The organism is Streptomyces sp. Edi2, from assembly GCF_040253635.1.
Classification (GTDB): domain Bacteria; phylum Actinomycetota; class Actinomycetes; order Streptomycetales; family Streptomycetaceae; genus Streptomyces.
In genome coordinates this window covers 2,642,822-2,665,018 of record NZ_JBEJGX010000003.1, presented here as the reverse complement: position 1 = coordinate 2,665,018, position 22,197 = coordinate 2,642,822, and the positions used below count along the sequence as shown (strand labels likewise).

The following is a 22,197-nucleotide window of genomic DNA, read 5'->3' as shown; positions in this document are numbered from 1 at the left end:
TGAGCAGACGCGGCCTGCGGGGAAACAGATGACCGGTACGACGAAGGAGACGGAACACGTGGTCTGGACGGGAGAATGGGTCGCCGGACGGCTCGATGTCTCGCTGAGCGGCGGGGACGAGCTGCCGGAACTGCTGGGGCTGGCGCTGCGGCGTAACCCCAAGCGGGCCCATTTGCTCGTGTCGAACGTGCTCGGCAAGCACGTGCCCCAGCGGCCGGACGTGGTCCATGGCGCCGGCGTCGGGCTGGGTCGCCGGGTGCGGAAGCTGCTGGGCGACGAGGCCGCTGCCCGCTCCGTCGTCCTCGGCTACGCCGAAACCGCCACCGGCCTGGGACATTCGGTGGCCGACGGCCTGGCCCTCGCGCCGTATCTGCACTCCACCCGCCGGCCGGTCGCGGGCGTGGCGCAGGTGGGCGGGTTCGAGGAGGAGCACAGCCACGCGACCTCGCATCTGCTGCTCCCGGAGAACCGCGCACTCCTCGCCGGGGACGGGCCGCTGGTGCTCGTCGACGACGAGTTCTCCACCGGCCGGACCGTCCTGAACACGATCACCGCGCTGCATGCGCACTTCCCGCGCGAGCGCTACGTGGTCGTCGCCCTGGTCGACATGCGCTCCGACGCGGACCGCGGCCACCTGGAGAAGTTCGCGGCGGAACTGGGCGCCCGCGTCGACCTCGTGGCGCTGGCCGCGGGCGGCGTACGTCTGCCGGCGGACGTCCTGACCCGCGGCCAGGAACTCGTCGCCGCCCAGGAGGCCCTTGCGGCGGCACGGGCCACTGCGCCCGTCACGGGGACCGCGTCCGAGGGAGCGAGCTCCGACGGAGCGGGTTCCGGGCACGACGCCGCTGGTTCCGAGCGCACCGACCGCGGCCCCGGGCCGGCCGACGCACCGCCGGCGCCCGGTGGCGGCGCGGACGTCGTGCGGGTCGCTTTCGACTGGCCCGCCGGGCTGCCGGACGGCGGTCGGCACGGCTTCACACCGGCACACCGCGCCCGGCTGGAGGCCGCTCTGCCCCACATGGCGACCCGGATCGCCCGGCAGCTGGACGGCGCCCGCCGCATCCTCGTCCTCGGCAGCGAGGAATTGATGTACGCGCCGCTGCGGATAGCCGAGGCCCTGGACGCCCTCCTGGTCGAGGAGGCGGGCGGCGCCGGGCCGACGCCGAACCCTGACGGCATCGATGCGGGGGATGGCGCCCCTGGGCTCCGGCGCGGCCGGCTGTCCGCGACGACAGCGGGGCCGGGCGTCTTCTTCTCCACCACCACCCGGTCGCCGGTGCTCGCCGTCGACGACCCCGGTTACGCGATACGGACCCGGCTGTCCTTCCCTGCTCACGACAAGCCGGCCGACGGCCCGGGGGAGCGGTATGCCTACAACGTGGCGGCAGGCGCCGACCCGGAGCGCGGCTTCGACGCCATCGTGGCCGTCGTGGACTCGCACGGAGACTCCCCGGAACTGCACGCCACCGACGGTCTGCTGCACCGGCTTGCCGAGCACACCGGCCGGCTGCTGCTCGCCGTCATCCCCTCGTACGCCCCGCAGCCACAGGCCCCGTCCACGCCGCATCCCGAACCACAGGCCCGGCCCATGCCCCTCCCCGAGCCGCTGCGCGGCCCCGCCTTCTCCTCCTACACCGCTGACGAGGTCGGCTGGCTGCTGCAGGACCTCTCCGACGTGACCCTCGAGGCGCCGACCGAGGAGCGCGAGGAGGCGATTCAGCGCGGTGGCGCCCACTACGCCGAGTCGCTGCCGGTCGAATACCAGCCGAGCGAGCAGTACCAGGCGCTCTTTCACAGTGCGCTGCAGACCTCCGCGAGCCGTATCGCGCGGGCGGTCGGGACCGTCACCGAGACCGTGCTCGCCGAACGCAGCCCGCGCCCCGTGCTGGTGTCGCTGGCCCGGGCCGGCACCCCCGTCGGGGTGCTGATGCGCCGCTGGGCGCTGCACGCGCACGGCCTGGAGCTGCCGCACTACACCCTCTCGATCGTCCGCGGCCGGGGCATCGACACCACCGCGCTGCGCTGGCTGGCCGACCGTCACGATCCGGCGGATGTCGTCTTCGTGGACGGCTGGACCGGCAAGGGCGCCATCACTCGCGAACTCGCCCAGGCCCTGGCGGACTTCCCGGGCTTTGACCCCCGGATCGCCGTGCTCGCCGACCCCGGTGGCTGTGTCGAGACCTACGGCACCCGGGACGACTTCCTCATCCCGTCCGCCTGCCTGAACTCCACCGTCTCCGGCCTCATATCCCGCACCGTCCTGCGCGACGACCTCGTGGGGCCGGACGACTTCCACGGCGCGAAGTTCTACCGCGACCTGGCCTCGGCGGATGTGTCGCGCGCGTTCCTGGACGCGGTCAGTGCCCGCTTCGACGAGGTGGCCGCGGAGGTCGCCGCGGAGGCGAAGGAGCTGGCCGGCGCCGACCGGGCGCCGACCTGGGAGGGCTGGGCGGCCGTCGAGCGGATCAGCGAGGAGTACGGCATCCACGACGTCAATCTCGTGAAGCCCGGTGTCGGCGAGACCACGCGCGTGCTGCTGCGCCGGGTCCCCTGGAAGATCCTGGCCCGGCAGGGGGCCGGGCCCGACCTCGATCATGTGCGCCTCCTGGCGGAACAACGGGGTGTGCCCGTCGAAGAGGTCGACGAACTGCCCTACAGCTGTGTGGGGTTGATCCACCCCCGCTTCACCCGCGGGGCCACGGGTGCCGACGGCAAGGCGGTGGCCTCTTGATGAGCGGCCGGCCCCTCGCCCACCACCACCCTTCCCTGGAAGCGCTGCGCGCTGCCCCTCTTTTGGTCGCCAGCGACCTCGACCGCACCCTGATCTATTCGGCCCCCGCCCTGGGCCTCGCCATGCCGGACGCCGAGGCTCCCCGGCTCCTGTGCGTCGAGACCTATGAGCGCAAGCCGCTGTCCTATATGACGGAGACGGCCGCCGCCCTGCTCGCCGAACTGGCCGCCACCACCACCTTTGTCCCGGCCACCACCCGCACCCGCGAGCAGTACCGCCGCATCCACCTCCCCGGGCCCGCCCCCGAGTTCGCCATCTGCGCCAACGGCGGCCATCTGCTCGTACGCGGTGAGTCGGACCCCGACTGGCAGCGCACCGTCGCCGGGCGGCTCTCCGCGCAGTGCGCGCCCCTGGACGAGGTCCGCGCGCACCTGGTCCGCACCGCCGACCCGGCCTGGCTGCGCAAGGAACGCGTTGCCGAGGACCTTTTCGCCTATCTCGTCGTGGAGCGGCCGCTCTTGCCGGACACCTGGGTGAAGGACCTGACCGGCTGGGCCGGCGAACGCGGCTGGACCGTGTCCCTGCAGGGCCGCAAGATCTACGCCGTGCCGAAGCCGCTGACCAAGAGCGCAGCCGTGGCGGAAGTGGCCCGCCGCACCGGAGCGTCCGAGATCCTTGCGGCCGGCGATTCCCTCCTCGACGCCGATCTGCTGCTGGCCGCGGACCGTGCATGGCGGCCCGGCCACGGCGAACTGGCGGACTCCGGCTGGCAGGCCCCTCATGTCACGGCCCTCGACGAACGGGGCGTCGCCGCGGGCGAGGAAATCGTACGGGCCTTCATCCGCGGCGCCGTGCGCCCGGGCCGCACCGGCTGACGCGGGCAACGACAAAGACCGCCACCGCCAGCGCAGTTGCCGCGAGGGCCACCTTCGAATAGACGTCCATATACCCCGTCACCTCCTCCCAGTTGTCGCCGAGCAGATAGCCGGCGAGGACGAAGATCGTGTTCCAGACGAGGCTGCCGAGGGTGGTCAGGGCGAGGAAGACCGGTATCGGCATGCGCTCGATGCCGGCGGGTATCGAGATGAGGCTGCGGGAGAGGGGGATCATCCGGCCGAAGAACACTGCCTTCGTTCCGTGTCGTCGGAACCAGTGCTCCGTCTTCTCGATGTCCGACACCCTTACCAGCGGCAGTTTCGATGCGATCGCGACAGTTCGCTCGTGCCCGAGCAACGCTCCCACGCCATACAGCGCCAGGGCGCCGCTCACCGAGCCGAGCGTCGTCCACGCGAGCGCGGACGCCAGATGCATGCTGCCGCGGGCGGAGGCGAAGCCCGCCAGCGGCAGGATCACCTCGCTCGGCAGAGGCGGGAAGAGATTTTCCGCGGCGATGGCCACACCTGCGCCGGGTGCGCCGAGGGTGTCCATGAGGCCGGTGATCCAGCCAGGGGCGGTGTTTCCGATGCTCTCGATCATGATTCAACGCTATGAATTCGCTCCTCGCAGCACATTGCGGTACACCGCACAAAAGACTGCGGTTTTCCGCAGTGCGCGAGGACGTGCGGTGCGACTAGCGTTTTGATCATGTTGGGAATGGCACGGCGCGGATTGCGCTTGGCGACAGGGCTGGTGCTCGGTGCCGCGATGGCGGCGGCCGAGCTCCCCTTCGTCGTACTCTCCGGCCTCTCCCTCCTGCTCGTCCTCGCCTGGCCGCTTGGCCGCCGCATGGTCCTCAAGCACGTGTGCGGCGCGGCGCGGCTCCTGACCGAGAACAATCGAAGCCGTCTCCGCGTCTATGTCGCGGCCGACACATCAGACGCATACACCGACCGCCGCGCGCTCCAATATCTCTCCCTGCGCTGGGGATTGGGCCTGCTGAGCGCTCTCGTCCTGAGCGCGGCACTGATCGGAGCGGCTTACGGCACCTCATGGATCTTCATCCTGCCGCTTCACGGCGTCCGCCGACCCGGTGACCTCGCGTTGTCGACGGTCGGCGGCCTCTTCCTCCTTTTCCTCAGCTTGCAGGGCAGCTTCGGCGTCGCAGGGCTGGAGGCCAAGCTGGCACGGCACTTCCTGGGCCCCAGCCACCAAGAAGCGCTGGAGCGCCGCATCGAGCAACTGGCCACCAGCCGCGCCGGCGTCATCGCCGCGGTCAACGATGAGCGCCGCCGTATCGAGCGCGATCTGCACGACGGTGTGCAGCAGCGGCTGGTGGCCCTGGGGATGCTGCTCGGCCGCGCGCTGCGCAGCCGGGACGCGCAGCGGGCGGACCAACTCCTGCGCCAGGCCCATGAGGAGAGCAGCCAGGCACTGACCGAGCTGCGCGAGGTGGCCTGGCGGGTCTATCCGACGGTGCTGGACGAAGCGGGGCTGCGCGCAGCCCTGGAAACGGTCGCGGAACGCTCGGCCATCGCTATACGCCTCGACTACGAACTTGTCACCGAACCCGACACCGCCGTGGCAACGGTCGCCTACTTCGTGGTCTCCGAAGCCGTCACCAATGCCGTCAAGCATTCCGACGCCGGACGGATAACGGTCCGCGTCGCCCCTGGCGAGGACGCCGTGCTCGTGCACATCGAGGACGATGGATCGGGCGGCGCGGATTCCTCCGGCACCGGCCTGTTCGGGCTGGCGCGCCGGGTCGCCGCCCTCGACGGCCGGTTCCAGGTGGACAGCCCGGCCGGCGGACCGACCATCATCACCGCGGAGCTGCCGTGCGCGTAGTGCTTGCCGACGATTCGACCCTGCTGCGGGAGGGCCTGGTGCGCCTTCTCGCCGAAGAAGGACATGAGGTCGCGGCAGCGGTCGGCGACGCCGATCAGCTGATCGCCGTGCTGGAGCAGGCGGGGGAGCAGGGCGAGAAACCGGACGCGGTGGTCGTGGACGTCCGGATGCCACCCACACACACCGATGAAGGATTGCGCGCCGCCGTGCAGATCCGGGAGCTCTGGCCCGAGATCGGCGTGCTGGTGCTCTCGCAGTACGTCGAGCGTCGTTATGCGACGGAGCTGCTGACCGACGACAGCGAGGGAGTGGGATATCTGCTCAAGGACCGGGTGCTCCAGGTGGACGAGTTCCTGGACGCGCTGGATCGGGTGGCCGCCGGCCAGGCGGCCTTCGACCCCGAAGTCGTACGGCAGTTACTGAGGCGCAGCCGCCGCACGGATCCGCTGGGCACCCTCACCGCACGTGAGCGGGAGGTGCTGGGTGAGATGGCGCAGGGCTACACCAACGCGGCGATCGCCGTCCGGCTGCACATCTCGCTGAGCGCCGTGGAGAAACACATCAACGCGATCTTCGACAAGCTCGATCTGGTCGGCACGTCCGGATACTCGCGCCGGGTTCTGGCGGTGTTGCGCTATCTGGGGACGTGAGACCGGGGCGGGGAGCGAGGCGTGTGGGAAGGGAGGCATGGAAAGCAGTCGGTGAAGGTGAAGGCTCGGTTACTCTCGCCGAGGCGGTGGCCGCATCGTCCGGTGATCGGCCGAGACCGCGATCCTTGAACCAGGGGAGAGCCAGTGACCGAGTCCAAGAGCACGCCGATCACGGCGGAGATGTACGACTACGTCCTCGCCCACAACCCACCGTTGAACGCCGCGCAGCGGGACATCGTGGAGATCACCCGCCAGCAGTTCCCCGAGGCGGCGGGGATGCAGTCGGCGGAGGAGCAGGGGCCCCTGCTGGCGTTCCTGGTGCGGCTGATCGGGGCCCGGAATGTCGTCGAGGTGGGGACGTTCACCGGGTTTTCGGCGCTGTCCATGGCGCAGGCGCTGCCCGTGGACGGCACGCTGATCGCCTGCGATGTTTCCGAGGAGTGGACGGCGTACGGCCGGGAGGCATGGGAGAAGGCCGGTGTCGGGGACCGTGTCGAGCTGCGGATCGCGCCCGCGCTGGAAACGCTGCGGGCGATGCCGGCGGAGCCGCATATCGACCTTGCCTACCTCGACGCGGACAAGGGCGGCTATATCGCGTACTGGGAAGAGCTGGTGCCCCGGATGCGGCCGGGCGGCCTGATCGTTGCGGACAACGTCCTTTACCACGGGGAGGTTGCCGACCCGGCGGCGACCGGGTCGGCCCTGGCGATCAGGGCCTTCAACGACCACGTCGTGGAGGACTCACGTATGGAGGCGGTCATTCTCACGGTGGCCGACGGGCTGACGCTGGCGCGCAAGAGGTAGCGGCGGCCGAGGCATCGGAGTCGGCCGCAAAGCCGGGGCAGGGTCCTGAGGCCGTGGCGTACTGCGGGGCGAGGGCCGGGGCCCCCATGCCCCCCGCAGTTGCCGTGAGTACTAGCCGCAGCAGCCGCCCCCGCAGCAGCCGCCGCCCCCGCCCTGCGGGGCAGCAGGCGTCGCGGAGCCGCCGACGGCGACCGTGGAGAGGAGCTTCACGGTGTCCTCATGGCCCTCGGGGCACACGGCCGGGGCGGAGGACTCGGCCATCGGCCGGTTCAGCTCGAAGGTGGAGCCGCAGGGGCGGCACCGGTATTCGTAACGAGGCATGGGCACAGGTTAGCCGTGGCGTCGCTCAGCGGACGACGGTGCCGGGCGGCGCGCCCAGCATCCCCAGCTCCGCACGGGTCGGCGCGCCCTCCCAGTCGCCGGGGGAGGCGACGGCGAACGCTCCCGTGGTGACGGCCCGCTCCAGGCACTCGGCCGCCCCCTCACCGTCCAGCAGCGCCGACAGATAGCCGGCCACGAAGGCATCGCCGGCCCCTACGGCATCGACGGCCCGTACGGACTTGGCGGACCGGTGCAGGGAGCCGTCGTGTGTGAAGGCCGTCGCCCCGTCCGCGCCGAGCTTGACCACGATCTCGCCGACGCCCCGCTCCCTCAGCAGCCCGGCCTGCGACGCGATACCGGCGGCGGAGCCACCGTCGGAGCCACCGCCGCAGCCGCTGTCTGAGCCGCTGCCGGCTTCCGGGGGCGGCAGGCACAGCGGAAGCTCGTCATCGGAGGCGATCAGGAGGTCCAGGTAGGGGATCCACTCGTCCAGGACCACGGCCGCTTCCTCGGCCGTCCACAGCCGCGCGCGGAAGTTGACATCGAGGCAGACCAAGGAGCCGTACTCGCGGGCCAGTCGGAGGGACTGCAGGGCTGCCGAGCGAGCCGTGGGGCTCAGGGAGGGGGTGATGCCCGTCAGGTGCAGGACGCGGGGCGGGGCTGCGCGGAAGGCGCGCTCGACCATGCCTGCCGTGAGCCGCGAGCCGGCCGATCCCGCACGGTAGTAGTGCACCCGGGTGACGTCGGGCAGCCGCGGCTCGAACAGCAGCAGCCCGGTCGGGGCTCCGGGATCGGTCGAGGCGCCGGATACCTCGACGCCCTCGGCGCGCAGCGTACGCAGCACCAGCTCCCCGGCCTCGTCCTCGCCGACCGCACCCGCCCAGCGCACCTCGTGCCCGAGCCGGGCCAGCCCGATCGCGACATTGCTCTCCGCTCCGGCGATGGAGACCTGCATCGTGCCGCCGAGCTTCAGCGGGCCGCTGCCGCGCAGCGCGACCATGGTCTCGCCGAAGGTGAAGACGTCCGGACGGCCCGGCTGCCGGGGAGCCGATGGACGGCCCGGGGCGGCACCGGGGCGGGGGCCGGGGAGGCCGTCGGGGCGGAGGCCAGGGCGGGGGTCGGCGCCGTCGTGCTGCGCGTGCCCACCCTCGTCCCCGTGCCTGTGCTTGTGCCCGTCCCCGTGCCCGTCTCCGTCTCCGTGCCCGTCTCCGCCCCCGTGCCCGTCTCCGTGCCCGTCTCCGCCCCCGTGCCCGTCTCCGTGCCCGTCCCCGTCTCCGTGCCCGTCTCCGTCCCTGTGATCGTCCCCGTCCCGCTGTGCTTCGCCGCCCCCGGCAGCCGACCGCCTCCCCGTCATCGCGCGCACACCGCCCTGAACTCCGCCGCGCGCTTGCGCAGTCCGTCCAGGTCGCCGCCGTCCGCCGCGTCCCCGACCAGCGGCGAGCCGACACCCACCGCCACCGCCCCGGCGGCGAAGTACGCCTGCGCAGCGGCCGCGTCCACGCCACCGACCGGCACGAACGGCAGCTCGGGGAAGGGCGCACGCAGCGCCTGCAGATACGCGGGCCCGCCGGCCGACGCCGGGAACAGCTTCAGGGCCGAGACGCCCAGCGCGTCCGCCGCGATCACCTCGGACGGCGTCATCACGCCGGCGAGCGTCGGCAGCCCCTGGCGTACGGACTCCTCCAGACCGGCCCCGAGTCCGGGGGTGACGATGAGATTCGCCCCGGCTTCGGCGGCGCGCCGGGCGTCAGCTGCGGTCAGGACGGTGCCCGCGCCGAGCCAGGCCGCGTCGCCGAGCTCGGCGCGCGCCCGCCGGATCACGGTGAGGGCGTCCTTCCCGCTGAGCGAGATCTCGATCAGCGGAAGTCCCGCCTCCACAAGCGCCATGACGGTACGGAAGGACGCCTCCGCATCTCTGCCCCGGATGATGGCGACCAGCCGCTCGGTCCGGAGCGCTGTGCTGAGGTCCATGGCGATTCCTGCTTTCTCCTGCACCCCGCCGCGTGTGTGACTGCGCGGCTGGGTCGTTCGGGCGCTCGGGTGACACCTTCGATTATTCCGGGCCGCGCTGACAGGTGTACCGGGTGTGCAGGGTGCGCCTGGGGGGGGGCCGGGTGTGCCCGGGGGGACTGGGTGCGCTGTGTGCGCTGGGGGGGCCGGCAGCCCCCGTCCCCTCACCATTCGGCGAACGACCCGTCCTCATGGCGCCACACGGGGTTCCGCCAGGCGTGGCCCCGTTCATCCGCCGCCCGCACCGCGTCCTCGTCCACTTCCACACCGAGCCCGGGGCGGTCGGTCCGCAGCAGTGAACCCCCGTGGAAGCGGAACGGCTCCGGGTCCACCACGTAGTCCAGCAGCTCGGCGCCCTGGTGGTAGTGGATCCCGATGGACTGCTCCTGGATGAGGAAGTTCGGGGTGGTGAAGGCGACTTGGAGACTGGCGGCGAGTGCGACCGGGCCGAGCGGGCAGTGCGGGGCGAGCTGCGCCCCGTACACCTCCGCGAGCGCGGCGATCCGGCGCAGCTCGGAGACGCCGCCCGCATGCGAGATATCGGGCTGGAGGATCGCCACGCCGGCTTGCAGGGGAGCCAGGAACTCTCGCCGGGTGAAGAGACGTTCACCGAGTGCGAGGGGAATGCTGGAGGCGTTGACGAGGCCGGGGAGGGCTTCCGGGTAGTCGGGGAGAACCGGCTCCTCGACGAACATCGGTGCGTAGTCGGCCAGCAGGGGGAGGAGCCTGCGGGCGTTGGCGGGCGAGACCCGGCCGTGGAAATCGAGGCCGAAGTCCCGTTCGTCGCCGAGGACTTCACGTGCGGTCTCGGCGCGCAGCAGGCAGTCTCGTACCTCCGCGCGGGTGGCCACCGGCGTCATCCGGCCGCAGCCGTTCATCTTGACGGCGGTGAAACCCGCCTCGACCTGGGCGGTGACCGCGTCGCGGACGGCGTGCGGCTCGTCGCCGCCCACCCATGCGTAGGCGCGGATCTTCTCGCGGACCGGCCCGCCCAGCAGCTGGTGGACGGGGACACCGTGCCGCTTCCCCTTGATGTCCCACAAGGCCTGGTCCAGGCCGGCGACGGCGGACGACAGGACGGGCCCGCCGCGGTAGAAGCCGCCTTTGGTCATGACCTGCCAGTGGTCCTCGATACGCGCCGGATCCTGGCCCAGAAGGTATTCGGACAGCACCTCCACCGCCGCCCGGACCGGCTCGGCCCGCCCCTCGACCACCGGCTCGCCCCAGCCGACGACGCCCTCATCGGTCTCCACCCGGACGAACAGCCAGCGCGGCGGCGCGAGAAACGTCTCGATGCGGCTGATCTTCATGGACCGGCTCCGTCCTGTCGGGGTGCGGGGCGGCGCGCCGCCTACGGGCGCAGTCCGCTTTACCGGCCCGAAGCCTTTCCCCCAAGCCCCTAAGGATGCTCCCCAAGCCCGGATGCTCCCCCAAGCCCCTACGGATGCCCCTACGGATGCTCCCGCGCCGACTGATCAAGCAGTTCGAGCATCGCCATGTAGGCGCCGTCGACGTCCCGGTCCCGTACGGCCTCGACCACCGCGGCGTGGGCCGCATGAGGATGCTCGAACGCGCCGTCCGCGGCGAGCACGGCCCGGTCGCGCTGGACGAGCACCGGCACGATCACCCGGTGCATCTGCGCGTAGAAGCGATTGTTCGAGGCGATCAGCATCGCCGTGTGGAACGACGCATCGGCGCGGACGAGCAGTGCCGGATCGGTGTCGGCCCCGGCCATCGCACCGAGCGCGGCGTTCAGCGCCGCCAGATCGTCATCCGTACGGCGTTCCGCGGCGAGCGCGGCCGCCGCGGGTTCGATGGAACGGCGCAGTTCGAGCACATCGGCGAAGAAGTCGGACGAGACACCGGCCGCGAGCTTCCAGCGCAGGACGTCCGCATCCAGCAGGTTCCAGTCCTCCCGGGGGCGGACGAACGTGCCACGCGCCTTGTCGGTATCGAGAAGGCCCTTCATCGTCAGCACCTTGACCGCCTCGCGCAGCACGGTCTGTGTCACGTCCAGCTGTGCCATCACCTCCGCCATGACGAGGCTGTCACCCTCACCGTAAGTGCCCTTGATGATCCGCCCGGCGAGCGCTTCGACCGCCTCGTGGTGCACCCCGTGCCCGCCGACGGAGGAAGCGGTGTGCCCCGAACGGCTCATCGTGTGCTCCCAGCTCTCCCCGTGTTCGCCGACCTGCCGGCCCCCGCCAACCCACCTGGTGCCACTCGGCTGTTGCTCCGGCCTGTCCACTTCCCGCCCGGCTACGGCTGCTGTCGACGCCGTCCCCCTCGGGCCATGCAGCCCCGGGCCTGGCAGCCCCCTGTCACCCACGCACCTGTAACTCAGGCCGCCGTGATCCAACACCACCCGTCATCAGCCGTCAGGGCGTACCGAGCACCCCATTCCCACCTCGGTACGCCCTGACGTCTCTCCTCGCCCCGGCTCAGGGCCTCCTGCCACCGGAGGAGGCAGTACCCGTATCCGTACTTGCACTCGTATCCGTATCCATGCTCATGCCCGTGCGGGATCTGCTCCCGCTGGTGCCGGCGCCGATCGAACCGCGCCCGGCGTGCGAGGCGCCCTGGACCTTGACCCGCGCCGCCTGCCGGGCGGCCGTCATGCCGGAGACGGGATGCAGCTGGCCGCGGTCGAACCGCTCCGCTTCCTCCGGGTGCCGGGCGCGCCAGTACGGATTGTCGTGCGAGAGGCCGCCGCTGACCCGTCCGTACATCCCGAAGACCAGCAGCAACAGTCCGACCACAAAGCTGAAGAGGACGTTCTGGAGCCGGAAGGCGAGGAAGTTCGCGTCGGTGTCCAGCAGCGCCAGGTTCACGAAGCCGCTCAGGAGGAACAGGATGCCGAACACGATGTTGAGGGTGGAGGCGAAGTTCCCGCCGATCACCATGCCGGCGACGAGGATCGCGCCGACGACGATGGAGAGGATGCTCAGGGAGCCGTTGGTGTTCAGCCCGGCAACGGTGTCGCCGCCGGTGTCGAAGAAGCCGATGTGGTGGGTCAGCCCGAGGATGCCGAAGGCGATCAGCACCAAGCCCATCAGCCCCGCACCGATGCGGTAGACCTTGCTGAGCCGGTGGTCCACGGGCAGATGCTCATCGAGCCGGGTGTGATGCGTCTTCGTCCGGTGAAAGGGGTTCGAGGGCCCGTGCAGGGTCTGGCCAGTAGCCCCAGTAGCCATCTCCGGCCTCCTTCGCGCAGGTGTGCCGCCTGGGCCGTACTTCCCTCCAGGATCCGCCCACGTGCGAGATCACGCCATTGCACCCTGGGTGACGGGCACGTAGCCGCGGTGACCTGAGCATGACCCAGGTGACGAGTACGGAACCCGGACAGCCCGGTGACATTCCGGATGACATCCCTGGTGACGGCCCCGACGACGGGTAAGTACCTGTGTGCTATCCGGGCTGGGAGCACCAGCCGGCCCGCGGTCCCAGCGGCCGCCTGGAGGTCTCAGCCGGAGTATCAGGGGCCGTGCGGAGTCCCAGCCGTGCCCGGCGGTCCCAGCCGCCCTCCGGAGTCCCAGTCATGCCTGGCGGTCACAGCCGCCCTCCGGAGCCTCAGCTGTCACCCGGAGTTCTCAGCCCCCGCCCCCCGCGCCGCCCCTGGCCCCACGGATCTCCTGCACCACTCGGGCCGCCGTCTCCCGTACCGCCTCGGTCTCCGTCAGGAAATGCCACCAGTCCGGATGCCGCCCCTCCAGGCCCGCGACCGCGCGATCCAGCCGCGCCACCGCCTCGTCCAGGGGACCGGCATGCCGCGGATCGGGGGTGCTGCGCCCGGCCATCGCCAGCCGCTGCGCATCGCGGATCGCGAAGCGCGTCCGTTCGACCTCCTTCTGCCGGTCGAACGACACCGCATCGAGCCGCTGCAGCCGGTCACCGGCCGCCGAGACCGCCTCGTCGGTGCCGTCCAGCAGCGCCCGTACGGTCGCCAGCAGGCTCGTGGCATCCGCCCAGCGCTGCTCGTCGCGCGCCTGCTGCGCCTCCCGCAGTTTGACCTCGGCCTGCTGGACGGACTGCGCGGCCTGTTCCGGTACCTGCTGCAGGTCCTGCCAGCATGCCGCGCTGTACCGCCGCCGCAGCTCGCTGAGGACCGGGTCGACCTTCCCGGCACGCGTCGTGATCGCCTGTGCCCGGGTCCGCAGCGACACCAGCCGCTTGTCGATCTCCGCTGCCTTCCCCGGCAGCCGCTCGGCCTCGGTCCGTACGTCCTCGGCCTTGCGCAGCATGTCGTCGGCGCGCCGGATCGTCTCCTGTACGCCGTGCTGCCCGGCACCCTGATTGAGCTTGGTCAGCTCGGGCCCGAGCGCCGCCAGCCGGGTCGCGAGATCATCGGCCCGCAGCCCCTGCGCACGGACCGCGTCCAGCGCGTTGCTCGCCGCCAGCAGCGCCTGCCGCGCCCGCTCCACGGCCGGAGCCAGCCGCGCCAGCTGCGTCTCGGCGGTCTGCAGCAACGGCCCGAGCCCTTGCGCGAACCGCTCCAGCTCGCTCCGGACGCGGTCCAGCTCCTCCTTGGCCCGCGTCAGGTCCGCGCGCGCCCGCGCCACCGCGGCACCGTCCAGATCGTCACGGTCCAGATCGTGGGAGTCGACCGCGGTGATGTACTGCTGACTCACCTCGTCGATCCGCCGGCCGAAGCCCTCGTAATCCGCTGCGGCCTTCCGCGCGGCCGGCGAATTGTCGACCGCGGTGATCGTCTCTATGGAGATCCGCAGGTCACGGTGTGCGGTGTCCAGCTCGTAGAACGCCGCCGCCGCGGCATCCTTCGCGGCCTGCGCATCGGCCCGCTGGCTCTCCCCGCGCCCGAACCAGCGACGGGTCCCCCCGCCCGCGAACGACATCGGCACCATCGCCGCCAACAACGGCAACGGCAGCAGCACGAGCCCCACCACATCCCGGAGCGGACCTCCACGGACGCGACGGCGTTCTCGCTGCTCATGCGGCTGCGTCTCTGTCGCCGTCACTTCCCTCTCCCGATCGGATCGCCCCAGGACCGAATGTCATTCTCCCACTCACCGGAAACGAACACACCGGCCGGTAAGTTCGGACTTCGAGTACGGGTTTGCCGTTCAGCCCCAAAGGCAAGGTAGTCTGTCGGCTCGGCCAGGGCGCATAGCTCAGCGGTAGAGCGCTGCTCTTACAAAGCAGATGTCACAGGTTCAAATCCTGTTGTGCCCACAGAGAAATAGCAGGTCAGAGGGCCCTCCGTGCTGGCGCGCGGAGGGCTCTCTGGCTGGCGGTACACATTCCGTACATGCGGGCACTGTCAGGCAGCCGCTTCCCCTGCCGATTCCTGCACCAGCTCGGCGAGCGCCTTCTCCGCCTTCTTCGCCTTGGCCTTCGGTTTGGCCAGGTCGTGTGCACGGCGCTTGTGCATCTTCTCGGACACCTCGTCCAGGCGGTCGGGGAAGAGGCGGCCGTAGATGCCGAGCGTCACTCTTCGCCGACTTGTGAACCAGCATGGCTTGGACCACATGGACGTCGGCGCCGCCGGCGATGGCCATGGAGGCCGCGGTGTGCCGCAGCTTGTGGGGCTGACGCCGAGCTGTCCGAGATCGGCGGCGGTGCAGCCGGCGCCACAGGACCGCCCTCGTCCAGACGGCGAACTGGCGGTGCGCGGTGGCGTGCGACTCCCCGAAGGTCTCCGGCAGATGCCGCCGCGCGCACCCGCTGTCGACCTCCTGGACGTGGGCGGCGACATCCTCGCCCGGGGCGGCGAACCGACACTCCTCGGCCCCCTCGCCGACGCCCTTATCCTCGCGGCGTGCTGCGAACTCAACTACTCCGTACGGCTTCTGGTCGCCGGCCCCGGCCTCGACGGCGAACCCCCCGCCGATGCCGTGCGCGACCGCCTGGGCCCTTTTGCTCTGACGCTCACCGCCGAGCACGTCCAGCCGGTCAGCTCCGTACTGGAGTGGCATCCTTCCGGGGCGACGGCGATGCCGGCCGCCACGGCACGAGGCGCCCGGGGCTTCTGTGAAGTAAGAGACACCGGTGGCAAGGCTCGGTGACATCCGCGTCGTGGGAGAGCAGGTGGTCGCGTGGTGAGCGTGGGTGCGCTCCCTCGCGGGCCAAGCCTGGCAGCCGTGCCCCTACACCTCCGTTTCCGCTAGTTGCCGGATCAGGTGATCGGCGAATGCGGTGACCACTGCGGGGAGCTGACGGCCTGCCATGGCCTGGATCTGGATGGTGCGGAGGTGCATTTCCGGGTTGAGAAGGGCGATGGCTTTCAGCCCTTCGCGGTGCAGGCGTCCGTGCACACTGATGTGGCCGGTCAAGGAGACGGCGTTCGTCTCATTGACGAAGGTGGACAGGGCGGCGGAATTCGAGCTGACCAGCAGCGGTTCGAAGGTGATTCCCTCGATGGAGCAGCAGAGGTCGAAGAGACGTCTGTTCGTGGTGCCTTCTTCGGTGAGGGCGACCGGGTAGGGGAGGAGGTCGTGGAGGTGGATTTCGTCTCGTTGGGCCAGTGGGTGGTCTGATCTGACCAGGGCTTGGATCGGAGCTCGCTGGGCGTGTACGACGCGGACGTCGGGAGCGGGGGCGAGGCTGAAAGTGACTCCCAGGTCGACCGAGCCGTCCTGGACCATTTGCGTGGCCAATGAGGGAGTCACCACGGGCAGTTGAAAGGTCGTGCCCGGGTGTTCCCTGCGGAAAGCGGCCATGGCGTGCGGGAGGAATTCCTGTGCGGCGCCCTGCGAACTGGCCACCCGGACGACGCTTCCCATCCGGCCGCGGCCGCGGATATCAGCAAGCACCTGGTCGGTTTCCAGTGCGGCTCGGCGCGCATAGGTGGCGAGCAGGGCACCGGCCTCGCTCGGCACCATTCCGCGCGGTCGGCGCTCGAAGAGCGGCACGCCGATTTCCTGCTCGAGTTTGCCGATCTGCCGGCTGATGGCCGAGCCCGCGACCAGCAATCGCCTGGACGCCTCGTTGATCGAGCCGGTGCGGACAACTTCGAGGAAGTACTCAAGAGCCGGACTGTTCAGCATGGCGCCAGCATAAGGAGCCATTGCATTCTGGGCAATGGTTTGTTCTATAAATTGCGATTGTGCGAATGGTCGGGTTGTGCCTACGTTCTTCATATGTCCTGTGGGCTCACCCGGCCGGGCGGACCGCACGACGAAGTGCCCCACTGCGGCGCCCTCGTCGGCGGTTGGCCAGGGTCCTCCCAGCCGCTCAGGTGTGCATCCTCCCCGCAGGCCGCCGAGGCAGGGGAAAACGATGAATGCGGTAGCCCTTAGCGAATTCACCGGCTCGTCCGCGATGCCGCACCCGGGCGCGGATTTTCTCTGCCCGCTGCCGCACATCCCGGAGGCCGTCGGCGTGGTGCGCCGCCGTGCGTACGCGGTCCTGACCAGCTGGAATCTTCCTCCCGCCACCATTGAGGACGCAGTTTTGGTGATTTCGGAAATGGTCACCAATGCGGTCACTCATGCCCTGCCGCCGGCCCTGCTGCAGCTGTCCCGGTCGGGGGACGAAGGGCCCTGCTCCCTGCGTATCGAGGTCACCGATGCGGGGCCGGCGGCGGACGCCCGGCAGCCGGAGGGCAGCCCGCAGGCCGAGGAGCACGGCCGTGGGAGCGGCATCGTCACCGCGCTGACCGTCCGGCACGGCATCCGCGTGCACCGCGGCTGGATCACGCGGTGGGTGGATCTCCGGGCGGTGTGAGGGCGTCAGCACAGCGTTGCTATTGAGGCAATTAGGTGTTCTAGAAGTTGCGATTGTGCGAACGGCTTGGTGGCCCTAGCGTCATCGCTCAGCGAGTTCACGAGTCCCCGTCTTCCGCTTTGGACTCACCCATCGGCGGTTCCACCCTGCGCGACAGCTCGCCTGCTCGATTCGAGGGAGTATCACTCATGACGACCGCTAGAGAGACAGGCCAGATGATTGTGGAGAAGCCCCTCGGCAAAAGCCGTGCGCGGCGTGCCGTGCTCGCGGCCACGGCGGGAAACACGCTGGAGTGGTTCGATCTGACCACATACGGGTTCTTCGCGGGTTCGATCTCCAAAGCGTTCTTCCCCGCCGGCGACCCGACGGTTTCCCTGATGCTCGCCTTCGGCGTGTTCGGGGTGTCGTATCTGGTCCGGCCATTGGGTGCACTCGTCTTGGGGCAATTCGCGGATCGCACCGGACGTAAGGCTGCACTGCTTCTCACGATTCGGCTCATGATGGTCGGCACTTTGCTGATCGCAGTGATGCCGACATACGAATCCATCGGCCTTGCCGCACCGGTCCTGATCCTGGTGGCCCGTCTGCTGCAGGGATTCTCGGCGGGTGGCGAGTTCGGCAGCGCGACCGCATTCCTGGCCGAGCAGGCGCCCGACCGGCGTGGCTTCATGGCGAGTTGGCAGTTTGCCTCTCAGGGCCTGGCGACGTTGCTGGCCGCGACATTCGGCACCGTGCTGAGCCTGACGCTGTCCGGAGCGCAGCTGGATTCATGGGGCTGGCGCATCCCCTTCCTCGTCGGCCTGCTGATCGGTCCGGTCGGGTATGTGATCCGTCGTCAGATCCCGGAGTCTCCCGAATTCGCGGAAGCCGCCGAGGCGGGGGAAGCCGCGACGACCCCGGTCCGGCAGGTGCTCCGCGACCAGAAGCTGCGGGTGCTCCTCATGGTGGGCGCACTGGTGATGTCCACCGCGGTGACCTATGTGATCGTCTATATGCCGACCTATGCGCAGGAGGTCCTCGGTCTGCCGCCCTCCGCCGGCTTCATCGGGGCAGCGGTGTCCGGCGTGGCGCTGACGGCAGTGACGCCCCTGGCCGGTCATCTCTCGGACCGGGTCGGCCGTATCAAGATCATGCTCATTGCCGGGATCGCGATGGTGCTCAGCATCTACCCGCTGTTCCTGCTGCTGTCGGGCAGCCCGTCGCTGCTGGTCATGGGTGTGGTGATGTTTACGCTCGGCGTCGTGAAGGCCTGCTACTTCGGCGCGCTGCCCGCGTTGATGTCCGAGGCTTTCCCGACGGGTACGCGCAGCACCGGACTGTCGCTGAGCTACAACATCGGCGTGATGTCCTTCGGCGGCTTCGCTCCCGTGATCATCACCTGGATGATCACCGCGACCGGCAGTCACCTCTCACCGAGCTTCTACATCATGGCGGCCGGCGCCCTGAGCATCGCCGCCCTGCTGGCGAGCAGGCGCTTCCTCTCCCTGCGCTGACGCACCCGTCGGATCCCCGAACCCGTATCCGGCGGCCCGGTCGGACCGGGCCCGAACCCTGCACCCGACGCATCGGCCGGATCCCGGAGCCGGTGCCTGACGCACCGGGCAGCTCCCGCGCCCGGTGTCCGGCACACCCCCAACTGACGGGCCCCAGGCCCGCCGGCGCCCCACGAAAGAACGAGGCCCAGCATGACGGACGCTTCCACAATCCGCGCCCAACTCTCCGGCACCCCGCGTGATCTGGTGCACGAGCGCCAGGAGGAACTCATCGCCGGACTGATGGACTACGTCAGCCAGCCCAGTGTGAGCGCGACCGGCGAAGGGTTCCCTGCCGCGACCGACCGTGCGGTCGAAGAAGTCAAGCGGGCCGGCCTGACCCCGTCGGTACTCGTCGGCGACGGCCGGCCGCTGGTGACCGGCCACCGCGCCGGGCCCGCCGGAACGCCACACGTCCTGATCTACGGGCATTACGACGTCCAGCCGACCGGGCCGCGCGAGCTGTGGGATTCCGAACCCTTTGCTCCGGTCGTGCGCGACGGACGGATCTGGGGGCGCGGCACCGGTGACAACAAGGGGCAGCATTACGCGCACCTGCAGGCGTTGCGCCTCTTCGAGGAGCAGGCCGGCGCGCTCCCGTGCTCGGTCACGGTGCTGCTCGACGGTGAGGAAGAGATCGGCAGCCCGTCGCTGGCAGGCATCCTGCGCGCGCACTCCGAGCGGTTCGACGGCGATCTCGTCGTCTGGAGCGACCGTTCGGTGCACGAGTCCGGTGAATGGTGCGTCTCGCACGGCGTGCGTGGCATGCTCCGGCTCCGGCTCCGGGCGACCGGGGCCAGCCGCCCGCTGCATTCCGGCAACTTCGGCAATGTCGCGCCCAATCCGGCATGGCAGCTGGTCCAGGCGCTGGCCAGCCTCAAGGACCCCAGCGGCCGGGTCCTCGTCGAGGGCTTCGAGGACGGCCGGGAACCGCTGTCCGAAGTGGACCGTGCCGCGTTCACCGCTCTCCCGCTCGATCTGCCGCAGGTTCTCGGCGAGATCGGGCTGACCGAAATGGACCCGGCCTTCAACGGGCTGTCCTTCTACGAGCGGCTGGCCGACCGCCCCACGCTGACGATCAACGGGATCACCACCGGCGATGTGGCCCGGACCATCATCCCCGACACCGCGGAGGCGGGCGTCGACATCCGGCTGACGGCGGGCCAGGACCCCCAGGCCGTCTTCGAGCGTGTGGCCGCGCACCTGCGTACCCATGCTCCCGAGGTGACTGTCACCAAGTCCGGCGGCGTGCCGGCCTCCAGGACCCCGATCGGCAATCCGTATACGCCCAGGGTGGCGCGGGCCATCTCCCGGGTCACCGGGCGCGACCCCCTGCTGGTCCCCGCGTACGGCGGCACTCTTCCCGACTGGATCTTCACCGGGGTCCTCGGCGTGCCCAGCATCGGCCTGCCACTGGCCAACGCTGACCAGGCCAACCACGCGCCCAACGAGAATCTGCGCGTCGACTGCTTCCTCGACGCCACCGCGATCTGCATGGAGCTGCTGCTCGAACTGGGCGCCTGACCCTCCGGCTCCCCGCCACACCACAGAAACAGAGGCGACACCGCAATGCGCACTACACCCACACCACACCCCCCGCCCTGGCTCGTCCACGACGGCGTACTGAGCGGTCTGAAGGTCCTCGATCTGTCCCGCATCCTGTCCGGGCCGTTCTGCAGCATGATGCTGGCCGATCTGGGCGCTGATGTGATCAAGGTCGAGGACACCGCCTCCGGCGATGACACCCGCGCCTGGGGTCCCCCCTTCCAGGGTGAGGATGCGGCGTACTTCCACAGCGTTAACCGCAACAAGCGCGGTATTGCCGTCGACCTCAAGGACCCTGACTGCCTGCGCCTGATACAGGAGCTGGCCGCCGGCGCCGATGTGATCGTGGAGAACTTCCGGCCCGGCACCGCGGCCCGCCTCGGCCTGGGCTATCAGGACGTCCGCGACCGTAATCCCGGCGTCGTGTACGCCTCCATCAGCGGTTACGGGCAGACCGGTCCGTACCGGAGCGAACCGGGCTATGACGCGATTGCCCAGGCGGTCAGCGGCGTCATGAGCGTGACCGGAGAGCCCGGAGGCCCGCCCGTGCGGTTCGGGGTGTCCCCGGCCGATCTCGCCGCCGGGATGTGGGCCGCCATCGGCGTCCTGGCCGCCCTGCGCAACCGTGAGTACACCGGCAGCGGCGAGTGGGTCGATGTCTCGCTGCTGGACGGCCAGGTGGCGTGGCTGAGCTATGTCGCCGGCGGGTACTTCGCCTCCGGCAATGTCCCGCAGCGCTACGGCTCGGCCCACCCGACGATCGTGCCTTACCAGGCGTTTCCCACCGCCGATGGTCACCTCATGGTCGCCGCCGGAAACGACGGCCTGTGGCGCCGCTTCGCCACCGCGATCGGATGCTCCGGGCTGGCGGACGATCCACGGTTCGCGACCAACCCCGACCGGGTCCGCCATCGCGGGGAACTGCTCCCGCTCATCGAGCGTGCGCTGCGGGCACGCGGCGCCCAGGAGTGGGCCGAGATCCTCACCGAGGCGAAGGTACCGGTTGGCCCGATCAACACCGTTGACCAGGCTCTGCGGCATCCCCAAGTCCTCGCGCGCGGCATGGTCGCCGAAGTCGAGCACCCCGACGCCGGCACCCTGCGCACCGTCGCCTCTCCCCTCAAGCTGTCCGGCAGTCCGGCCACGGTGCGCACCCCGCCGCCCCGCCACGGGGAGCACACCGCGCAGATTTTGACCGCCCTCGGGGTCGGCCCGCGGCAACTGGCCGGGCTCCGCGCGCGAAAGGCCGTGAAGTGACCCCCGTACCCGCCCCCGACCCGGCCCTTCGGACCTCCCGGTCCGGACCGGTCGCCGAGATCCGTATCGGTGACGGCCACCGGCGCAACGCCCTTCCCGGCCGGGCCTGGGCGCGGCTGGCCCGGGAGGTCGGGGAGCTCGGGGAGGACCGGTCGCTGCGGGCGCTGGTGATCCGCGGGCAGGGCGACACGTTCTGCGCCGGTTCGAACATGACTGACTGGGTGGATGCGGACACCGGCTACGTCGAGGAGTCCTTCGCCCATATGGAAGCGGCGTTCACCGCGATCGAGGACTGCCCCGTTCCGGTGATCGCCGAGATCCGCGGTGTCGCCGCCGGCGCGGGATGCCAACTCGCCCTCGCCTGCGATCTGCGGCTCATGGCGGACGGGGCACGGATCGGGATGCCGATCGCCCGGCTCGGCATCCTCGCCAGTCCGGCCTTCGCCGCACGCCTGGTCGCTCTGGCCGGACCTGCTGCGGCGCGGGAGCTGCTCTACACCGGCCGGCTGCTCGCCGCCCACACCGCGGTGGCCCGCGGACTCGCGGAGGACAGCGTGCCCGAGGAGCAACTCACCGCCCGCACCCGCGATCTCGCCACCGCGATCGCCGGGCAGCCACCCGCGGCGATCCGGGCCGCCAAGCTGGCGGTGACCGCCGCGCTGGCACCACAGCGGCAGGCCGCCGCCGTCAATCCGCGACCGGCGGTGGCGCGGCCCCACTTCGACCGGGCGATCACCGCCTTCCTCGGGCAGCGGTCGGCCACCGCACCCGCCCCGCCCGCCGGCTGAAGACCGGCGTCGGCCCGCGCGTCCCTCCTGCGCCGGTCTGGGGGTCGCCGGTCTGGGGACCTCGGGCACCAGGGCCGGAAAGCGGGACGGAAAACGGCCGGATACCGGCCCAAGGACGCTGGGCAGTGGCGGGGCCGGTGGGGTAGATCAGA

At 70.5% G+C, this 22,197-nt stretch carries 21 protein-coding genes and 1 tRNA gene; 12 read left to right on the top strand and 10 right to left on the bottom strand.

Annotated features, from left to right (window positions below; all coding sequences use genetic code 11):
* Window positions 1–28 precede the first annotated feature (28 nt).
* Both ABR737_RS15140 and ABR737_RS15135 read left to right on the top strand, forming a co-directional pair.
* Entirely contained in the window at window positions 29–2,731 is a 2,703-nt protein-coding gene (locus ABR737_RS15140; RefSeq protein ID WP_350250704.1) for a phosphoribosyltransferase, read from the top strand.
* Window positions 2,731–3,606 (top strand): HAD family hydrolase, encoded by an 876-nt coding sequence (locus ABR737_RS15135; protein WP_502964327.1) that lies wholly within the window; start codon window positions 2,731–2,733, stop codon window positions 3,604–3,606. The genes ABR737_RS15140 and ABR737_RS15135 overlap by 1 nt, the downstream gene beginning before the upstream one ends.
* Here ABR737_RS15135 and ABR737_RS15130 read toward each other — a convergent pair.
* Window positions 3,569–4,207: a DedA family protein gene (locus tag ABR737_RS15130; RefSeq protein WP_350250703.1), complete on the bottom strand. Its 639-nt coding sequence runs from the start codon at window positions 4,205–4,207 to the stop codon at window positions 3,569–3,571. The two genes, ABR737_RS15135 and ABR737_RS15130, sit on opposite strands and share 38 nt — an antisense overlap.
* A 108-nt stretch (window positions 4,208–4,315) precedes the next feature.
* Here ABR737_RS15130 and ABR737_RS15125 point away from each other — a divergent pair, with 108 nt between their 5' ends.
* From ABR737_RS15125 to ABR737_RS15115, 3 genes are all read left to right on the top strand, one after another.
* Window positions 4,316–5,455, top strand: a complete 1,140-nt coding sequence (locus ABR737_RS15125) for a sensor histidine kinase (protein WP_350250702.1) — start codon at window positions 4,316–4,318, stop codon at window positions 5,453–5,455.
* Window positions 5,446–6,105, top strand: coding sequence for a response regulator (locus tag ABR737_RS15120; protein WP_350250701.1), 660 nt, complete (start codon window positions 5,446–5,448; stop codon window positions 6,103–6,105). The genes ABR737_RS15125 and ABR737_RS15120 overlap by 10 nt, the downstream gene beginning before the upstream one ends.
* A gap of 180 nt (window positions 6,106–6,285) precedes the next feature.
* Window positions 6,286–6,909, top strand: coding sequence for an O-methyltransferase (locus tag ABR737_RS15115; RefSeq protein WP_502964485.1), 624 nt, complete (start codon window positions 6,286–6,288; stop codon window positions 6,907–6,909).
* Window positions 6,910–7,020: 111 nt separating this feature from the next.
* Here ABR737_RS15115 and ABR737_RS15110 read toward each other — a convergent pair whose 3' ends face one another.
* The 7 genes from ABR737_RS15110 to ABR737_RS15080 all read right to left on the bottom strand — a co-directional run bounded on the left by ABR737_RS15110 (window position 7,021) and on the right by ABR737_RS15080 (window position 14,216).
* Window positions 7,021–7,230, bottom strand: coding sequence for an FmdB family zinc ribbon protein (locus ABR737_RS15110; protein WP_350250699.1), 210 nt, complete (start codon window positions 7,228–7,230; stop codon window positions 7,021–7,023).
* A 25-nt stretch (window positions 7,231–7,255) separates the two neighbouring features.
* Window positions 7,256–8,230 (bottom strand): sugar kinase, encoded by a 975-nt coding sequence (locus tag ABR737_RS15105; RefSeq protein ID WP_502964326.1) that lies wholly within the window; start codon window positions 8,228–8,230, stop codon window positions 7,256–7,258.
* 350 nt (window positions 8,231–8,580) lie between these two features.
* Entirely contained in the window at window positions 8,581–9,201 is a 621-nt protein-coding gene (locus tag ABR737_RS15100; RefSeq protein ID WP_350250698.1) for a bifunctional 4-hydroxy-2-oxoglutarate aldolase/2-dehydro-3-deoxy-phosphogluconate aldolase, read from the bottom strand.
* A 203-nt stretch (window positions 9,202–9,404) separates the two neighbouring features.
* Window positions 9,405–10,550 carry a galactonate dehydratase gene (dgoD, locus tag ABR737_RS15095; RefSeq protein WP_350250697.1) on the bottom strand — a complete coding sequence of 382 codons (1,146 nt, stop codon included), beginning with the start codon at window positions 10,548–10,550 and terminating at the stop codon, window positions 9,405–9,407.
* Window positions 10,551–10,690: 140 nt separating this feature from the next.
* Window positions 10,691–11,398: a FadR/GntR family transcriptional regulator gene (locus ABR737_RS15090; protein ID WP_350250696.1), complete on the bottom strand. Its 708-nt coding sequence runs from the start codon at window positions 11,396–11,398 to the stop codon at window positions 10,691–10,693.
* 283 nt (window positions 11,399–11,681) lie between these two features.
* On the bottom strand, window positions 11,682–12,434 hold the full coding sequence (locus ABR737_RS15085; protein ID WP_350250695.1) for a DUF4383 domain-containing protein: 753 nt from the start codon (window positions 12,432–12,434) through the stop codon (window positions 11,682–11,684).
* Between the two features lie 396 nt (window positions 12,435–12,830).
* Window positions 12,831–14,216, bottom strand: a complete 1,386-nt coding sequence (locus ABR737_RS15080; protein WP_502964325.1) for a hypothetical protein — start codon at window positions 14,214–14,216, stop codon at window positions 12,831–12,833.
* A gap of 142 nt (window positions 14,217–14,358) precedes the next feature.
* On the opposite strand from ABR737_RS15080, the gene ABR737_RS15075 reads away from it, so the two are divergent.
* Window positions 14,359–14,430, top strand: a tRNA-Val gene (locus tag ABR737_RS15075).
* An 88-nt stretch (window positions 14,431–14,518) separates the two neighbouring features.
* Here ABR737_RS15075 and ABR737_RS15070 read toward each other — a convergent pair.
* Window positions 14,519–14,689, bottom strand: coding sequence for a hypothetical protein (locus ABR737_RS15070; RefSeq protein WP_350250693.1), 171 nt, complete (start codon window positions 14,687–14,689; stop codon window positions 14,519–14,521).
* Window positions 14,690–14,903: 214 nt separating this feature from the next.
* On the opposite strand from ABR737_RS15070, the gene ABR737_RS15065 reads away from it, so the two are divergent.
* Entirely contained in the window at window positions 14,904–15,263 is a 360-nt protein-coding gene (locus tag ABR737_RS15065) for a DUF1152 domain-containing protein (protein ID WP_502964324.1), read from the top strand.
* 81 nt (window positions 15,264–15,344) lie between these two features.
* On the opposite strand, the gene ABR737_RS15060 is transcribed toward ABR737_RS15065, so the two are convergent.
* Window positions 15,345–16,337: a LysR family transcriptional regulator gene (locus tag ABR737_RS15060; protein WP_350250692.1), complete on the bottom strand. Its 993-nt coding sequence runs from the start codon at window positions 16,335–16,337 to the stop codon at window positions 15,345–15,347.
* 139 nt (window positions 16,338–16,476) lie between these two features.
* Between ABR737_RS15060 and ABR737_RS15055 the strand changes: the two genes are divergently transcribed.
* The 5 genes from ABR737_RS15055 to ABR737_RS15035 all read left to right on the top strand — a co-directional run bounded on the left by ABR737_RS15055 (window position 16,477) and on the right by ABR737_RS15035 (window position 22,045).
* Window positions 16,477–16,923, top strand: coding sequence for an ATP-binding protein (locus tag ABR737_RS15055; protein WP_350250691.1), 447 nt, complete (start codon window positions 16,477–16,479; stop codon window positions 16,921–16,923).
* A 215-nt stretch (window positions 16,924–17,138) separates the two neighbouring features.
* A complete protein-coding gene (locus tag ABR737_RS15050; RefSeq protein ID WP_350250690.1) occupies window positions 17,139–18,416 on the top strand; it encodes an MFS transporter in 1,278 nt (425 codons plus the stop codon).
* 192 nt (window positions 18,417–18,608) lie between these two features.
* Entirely contained in the window at window positions 18,609–19,979 is a 1,371-nt protein-coding gene (locus ABR737_RS15045) for a M20/M25/M40 family metallo-hydrolase (RefSeq protein ID WP_350250689.1), read from the top strand.
* A 45-nt stretch (window positions 19,980–20,024) separates the two neighbouring features.
* Complete coding sequence (locus tag ABR737_RS15040) at window positions 20,025–21,257, top strand: CaiB/BaiF CoA transferase family protein (protein ID WP_350250688.1); 1,233 nt, start codon at window positions 20,025–20,027, stop codon at window positions 21,255–21,257.
* Window positions 21,254–22,045, top strand: a complete 792-nt coding sequence (locus ABR737_RS15035) for an enoyl-CoA hydratase/isomerase family protein (RefSeq protein ID WP_350250687.1) — start codon at window positions 21,254–21,256, stop codon at window positions 22,043–22,045. Before ABR737_RS15040 ends, ABR737_RS15035 begins: the two co-directional genes overlap by 4 nt.
* Window positions 22,046–22,197 lie beyond the last annotated feature (152 nt).

Excerpts from the sequence above, each read along its gene's own strand:
- ABR737_RS15045 (WP_350250689.1), top strand. The coding sequence starts at position 18,609 with ATGACGGACGCTTCCACAATCCGCGCCCAACTCTCCGGCACCCCGCGT.
- ABR737_RS15065 (WP_502964324.1), top strand. The coding sequence starts at position 14,904 with ATGCCGCCGCGCGCACCCGCTGTCGACCTCCTGGACGTGGGCGGCGAC.
- ABR737_RS15115 (WP_502964485.1), top strand. The coding sequence starts at position 6,286 with ATGTACGACTACGTCCTCGCCCACAACCCACCGTTGAACGCCGCGCAG.
- ABR737_RS15040 (WP_350250688.1), top strand. The coding sequence starts at position 20,025 with ATGCGCACTACACCCACACCACACCCCCCGCCCTGGCTCGTCCACGAC.
- ABR737_RS15060 (WP_350250692.1), bottom strand. The coding sequence starts at position 16,337 with ATGAAGAACGTAGGCACAACCCGACCATTCGCACAATCGCAATTTATA.
- ABR737_RS15100 (WP_350250698.1), bottom strand. The coding sequence starts at position 9,201 with ATGGACCTCAGCACAGCGCTCCGGACCGAGCGGCTGGTCGCCATCATC.
- ABR737_RS15135 (WP_502964327.1), top strand. The coding sequence starts at position 2,731 with ATGAGCGGCCGGCCCCTCGCCCACCACCACCCTTCCCTGGAAGCGCTG.
- ABR737_RS15105 (WP_502964326.1), bottom strand. The coding sequence starts at position 8,230 with ATGGTCGCGCTGCGCGGCAGCGGCCCGCTGAAGCTCGGCGGCACGATG.
- dgoD (WP_350250697.1), bottom strand. The coding sequence starts at position 10,550 with ATGAAGATCAGCCGCATCGAGACGTTTCTCGCGCCGCCGCGCTGGCTG.
- ABR737_RS15090 (WP_350250696.1), bottom strand. The coding sequence starts at position 11,398 with ATGAGCCGTTCGGGGCACACCGCTTCCTCCGTCGGCGGGCACGGGGTG.
- ABR737_RS15125 (WP_350250702.1), top strand. The coding sequence starts at position 4,316 with ATGTTGGGAATGGCACGGCGCGGATTGCGCTTGGCGACAGGGCTGGTG.
- ABR737_RS15050 (WP_350250690.1), top strand. The coding sequence starts at position 17,139 with ATGATTGTGGAGAAGCCCCTCGGCAAAAGCCGTGCGCGGCGTGCCGTG.
- ABR737_RS15140 (WP_350250704.1), top strand. The coding sequence starts at position 29 with ATGACCGGTACGACGAAGGAGACGGAACACGTGGTCTGGACGGGAGAA.
- ABR737_RS15110 (WP_350250699.1), bottom strand. The coding sequence starts at position 7,230 with ATGCCTCGTTACGAATACCGGTGCCGCCCCTGCGGCTCCACCTTCGAG.
- ABR737_RS15130 (WP_350250703.1), bottom strand. The coding sequence starts at position 4,207 with ATGATCGAGAGCATCGGAAACACCGCCCCTGGCTGGATCACCGGCCTC.
- ABR737_RS15055 (WP_350250691.1), top strand. The coding sequence starts at position 16,477 with ATGAATGCGGTAGCCCTTAGCGAATTCACCGGCTCGTCCGCGATGCCG.
- ABR737_RS15085 (WP_350250695.1), bottom strand. The coding sequence starts at position 12,434 with ATGGCTACTGGGGCTACTGGCCAGACCCTGCACGGGCCCTCGAACCCC.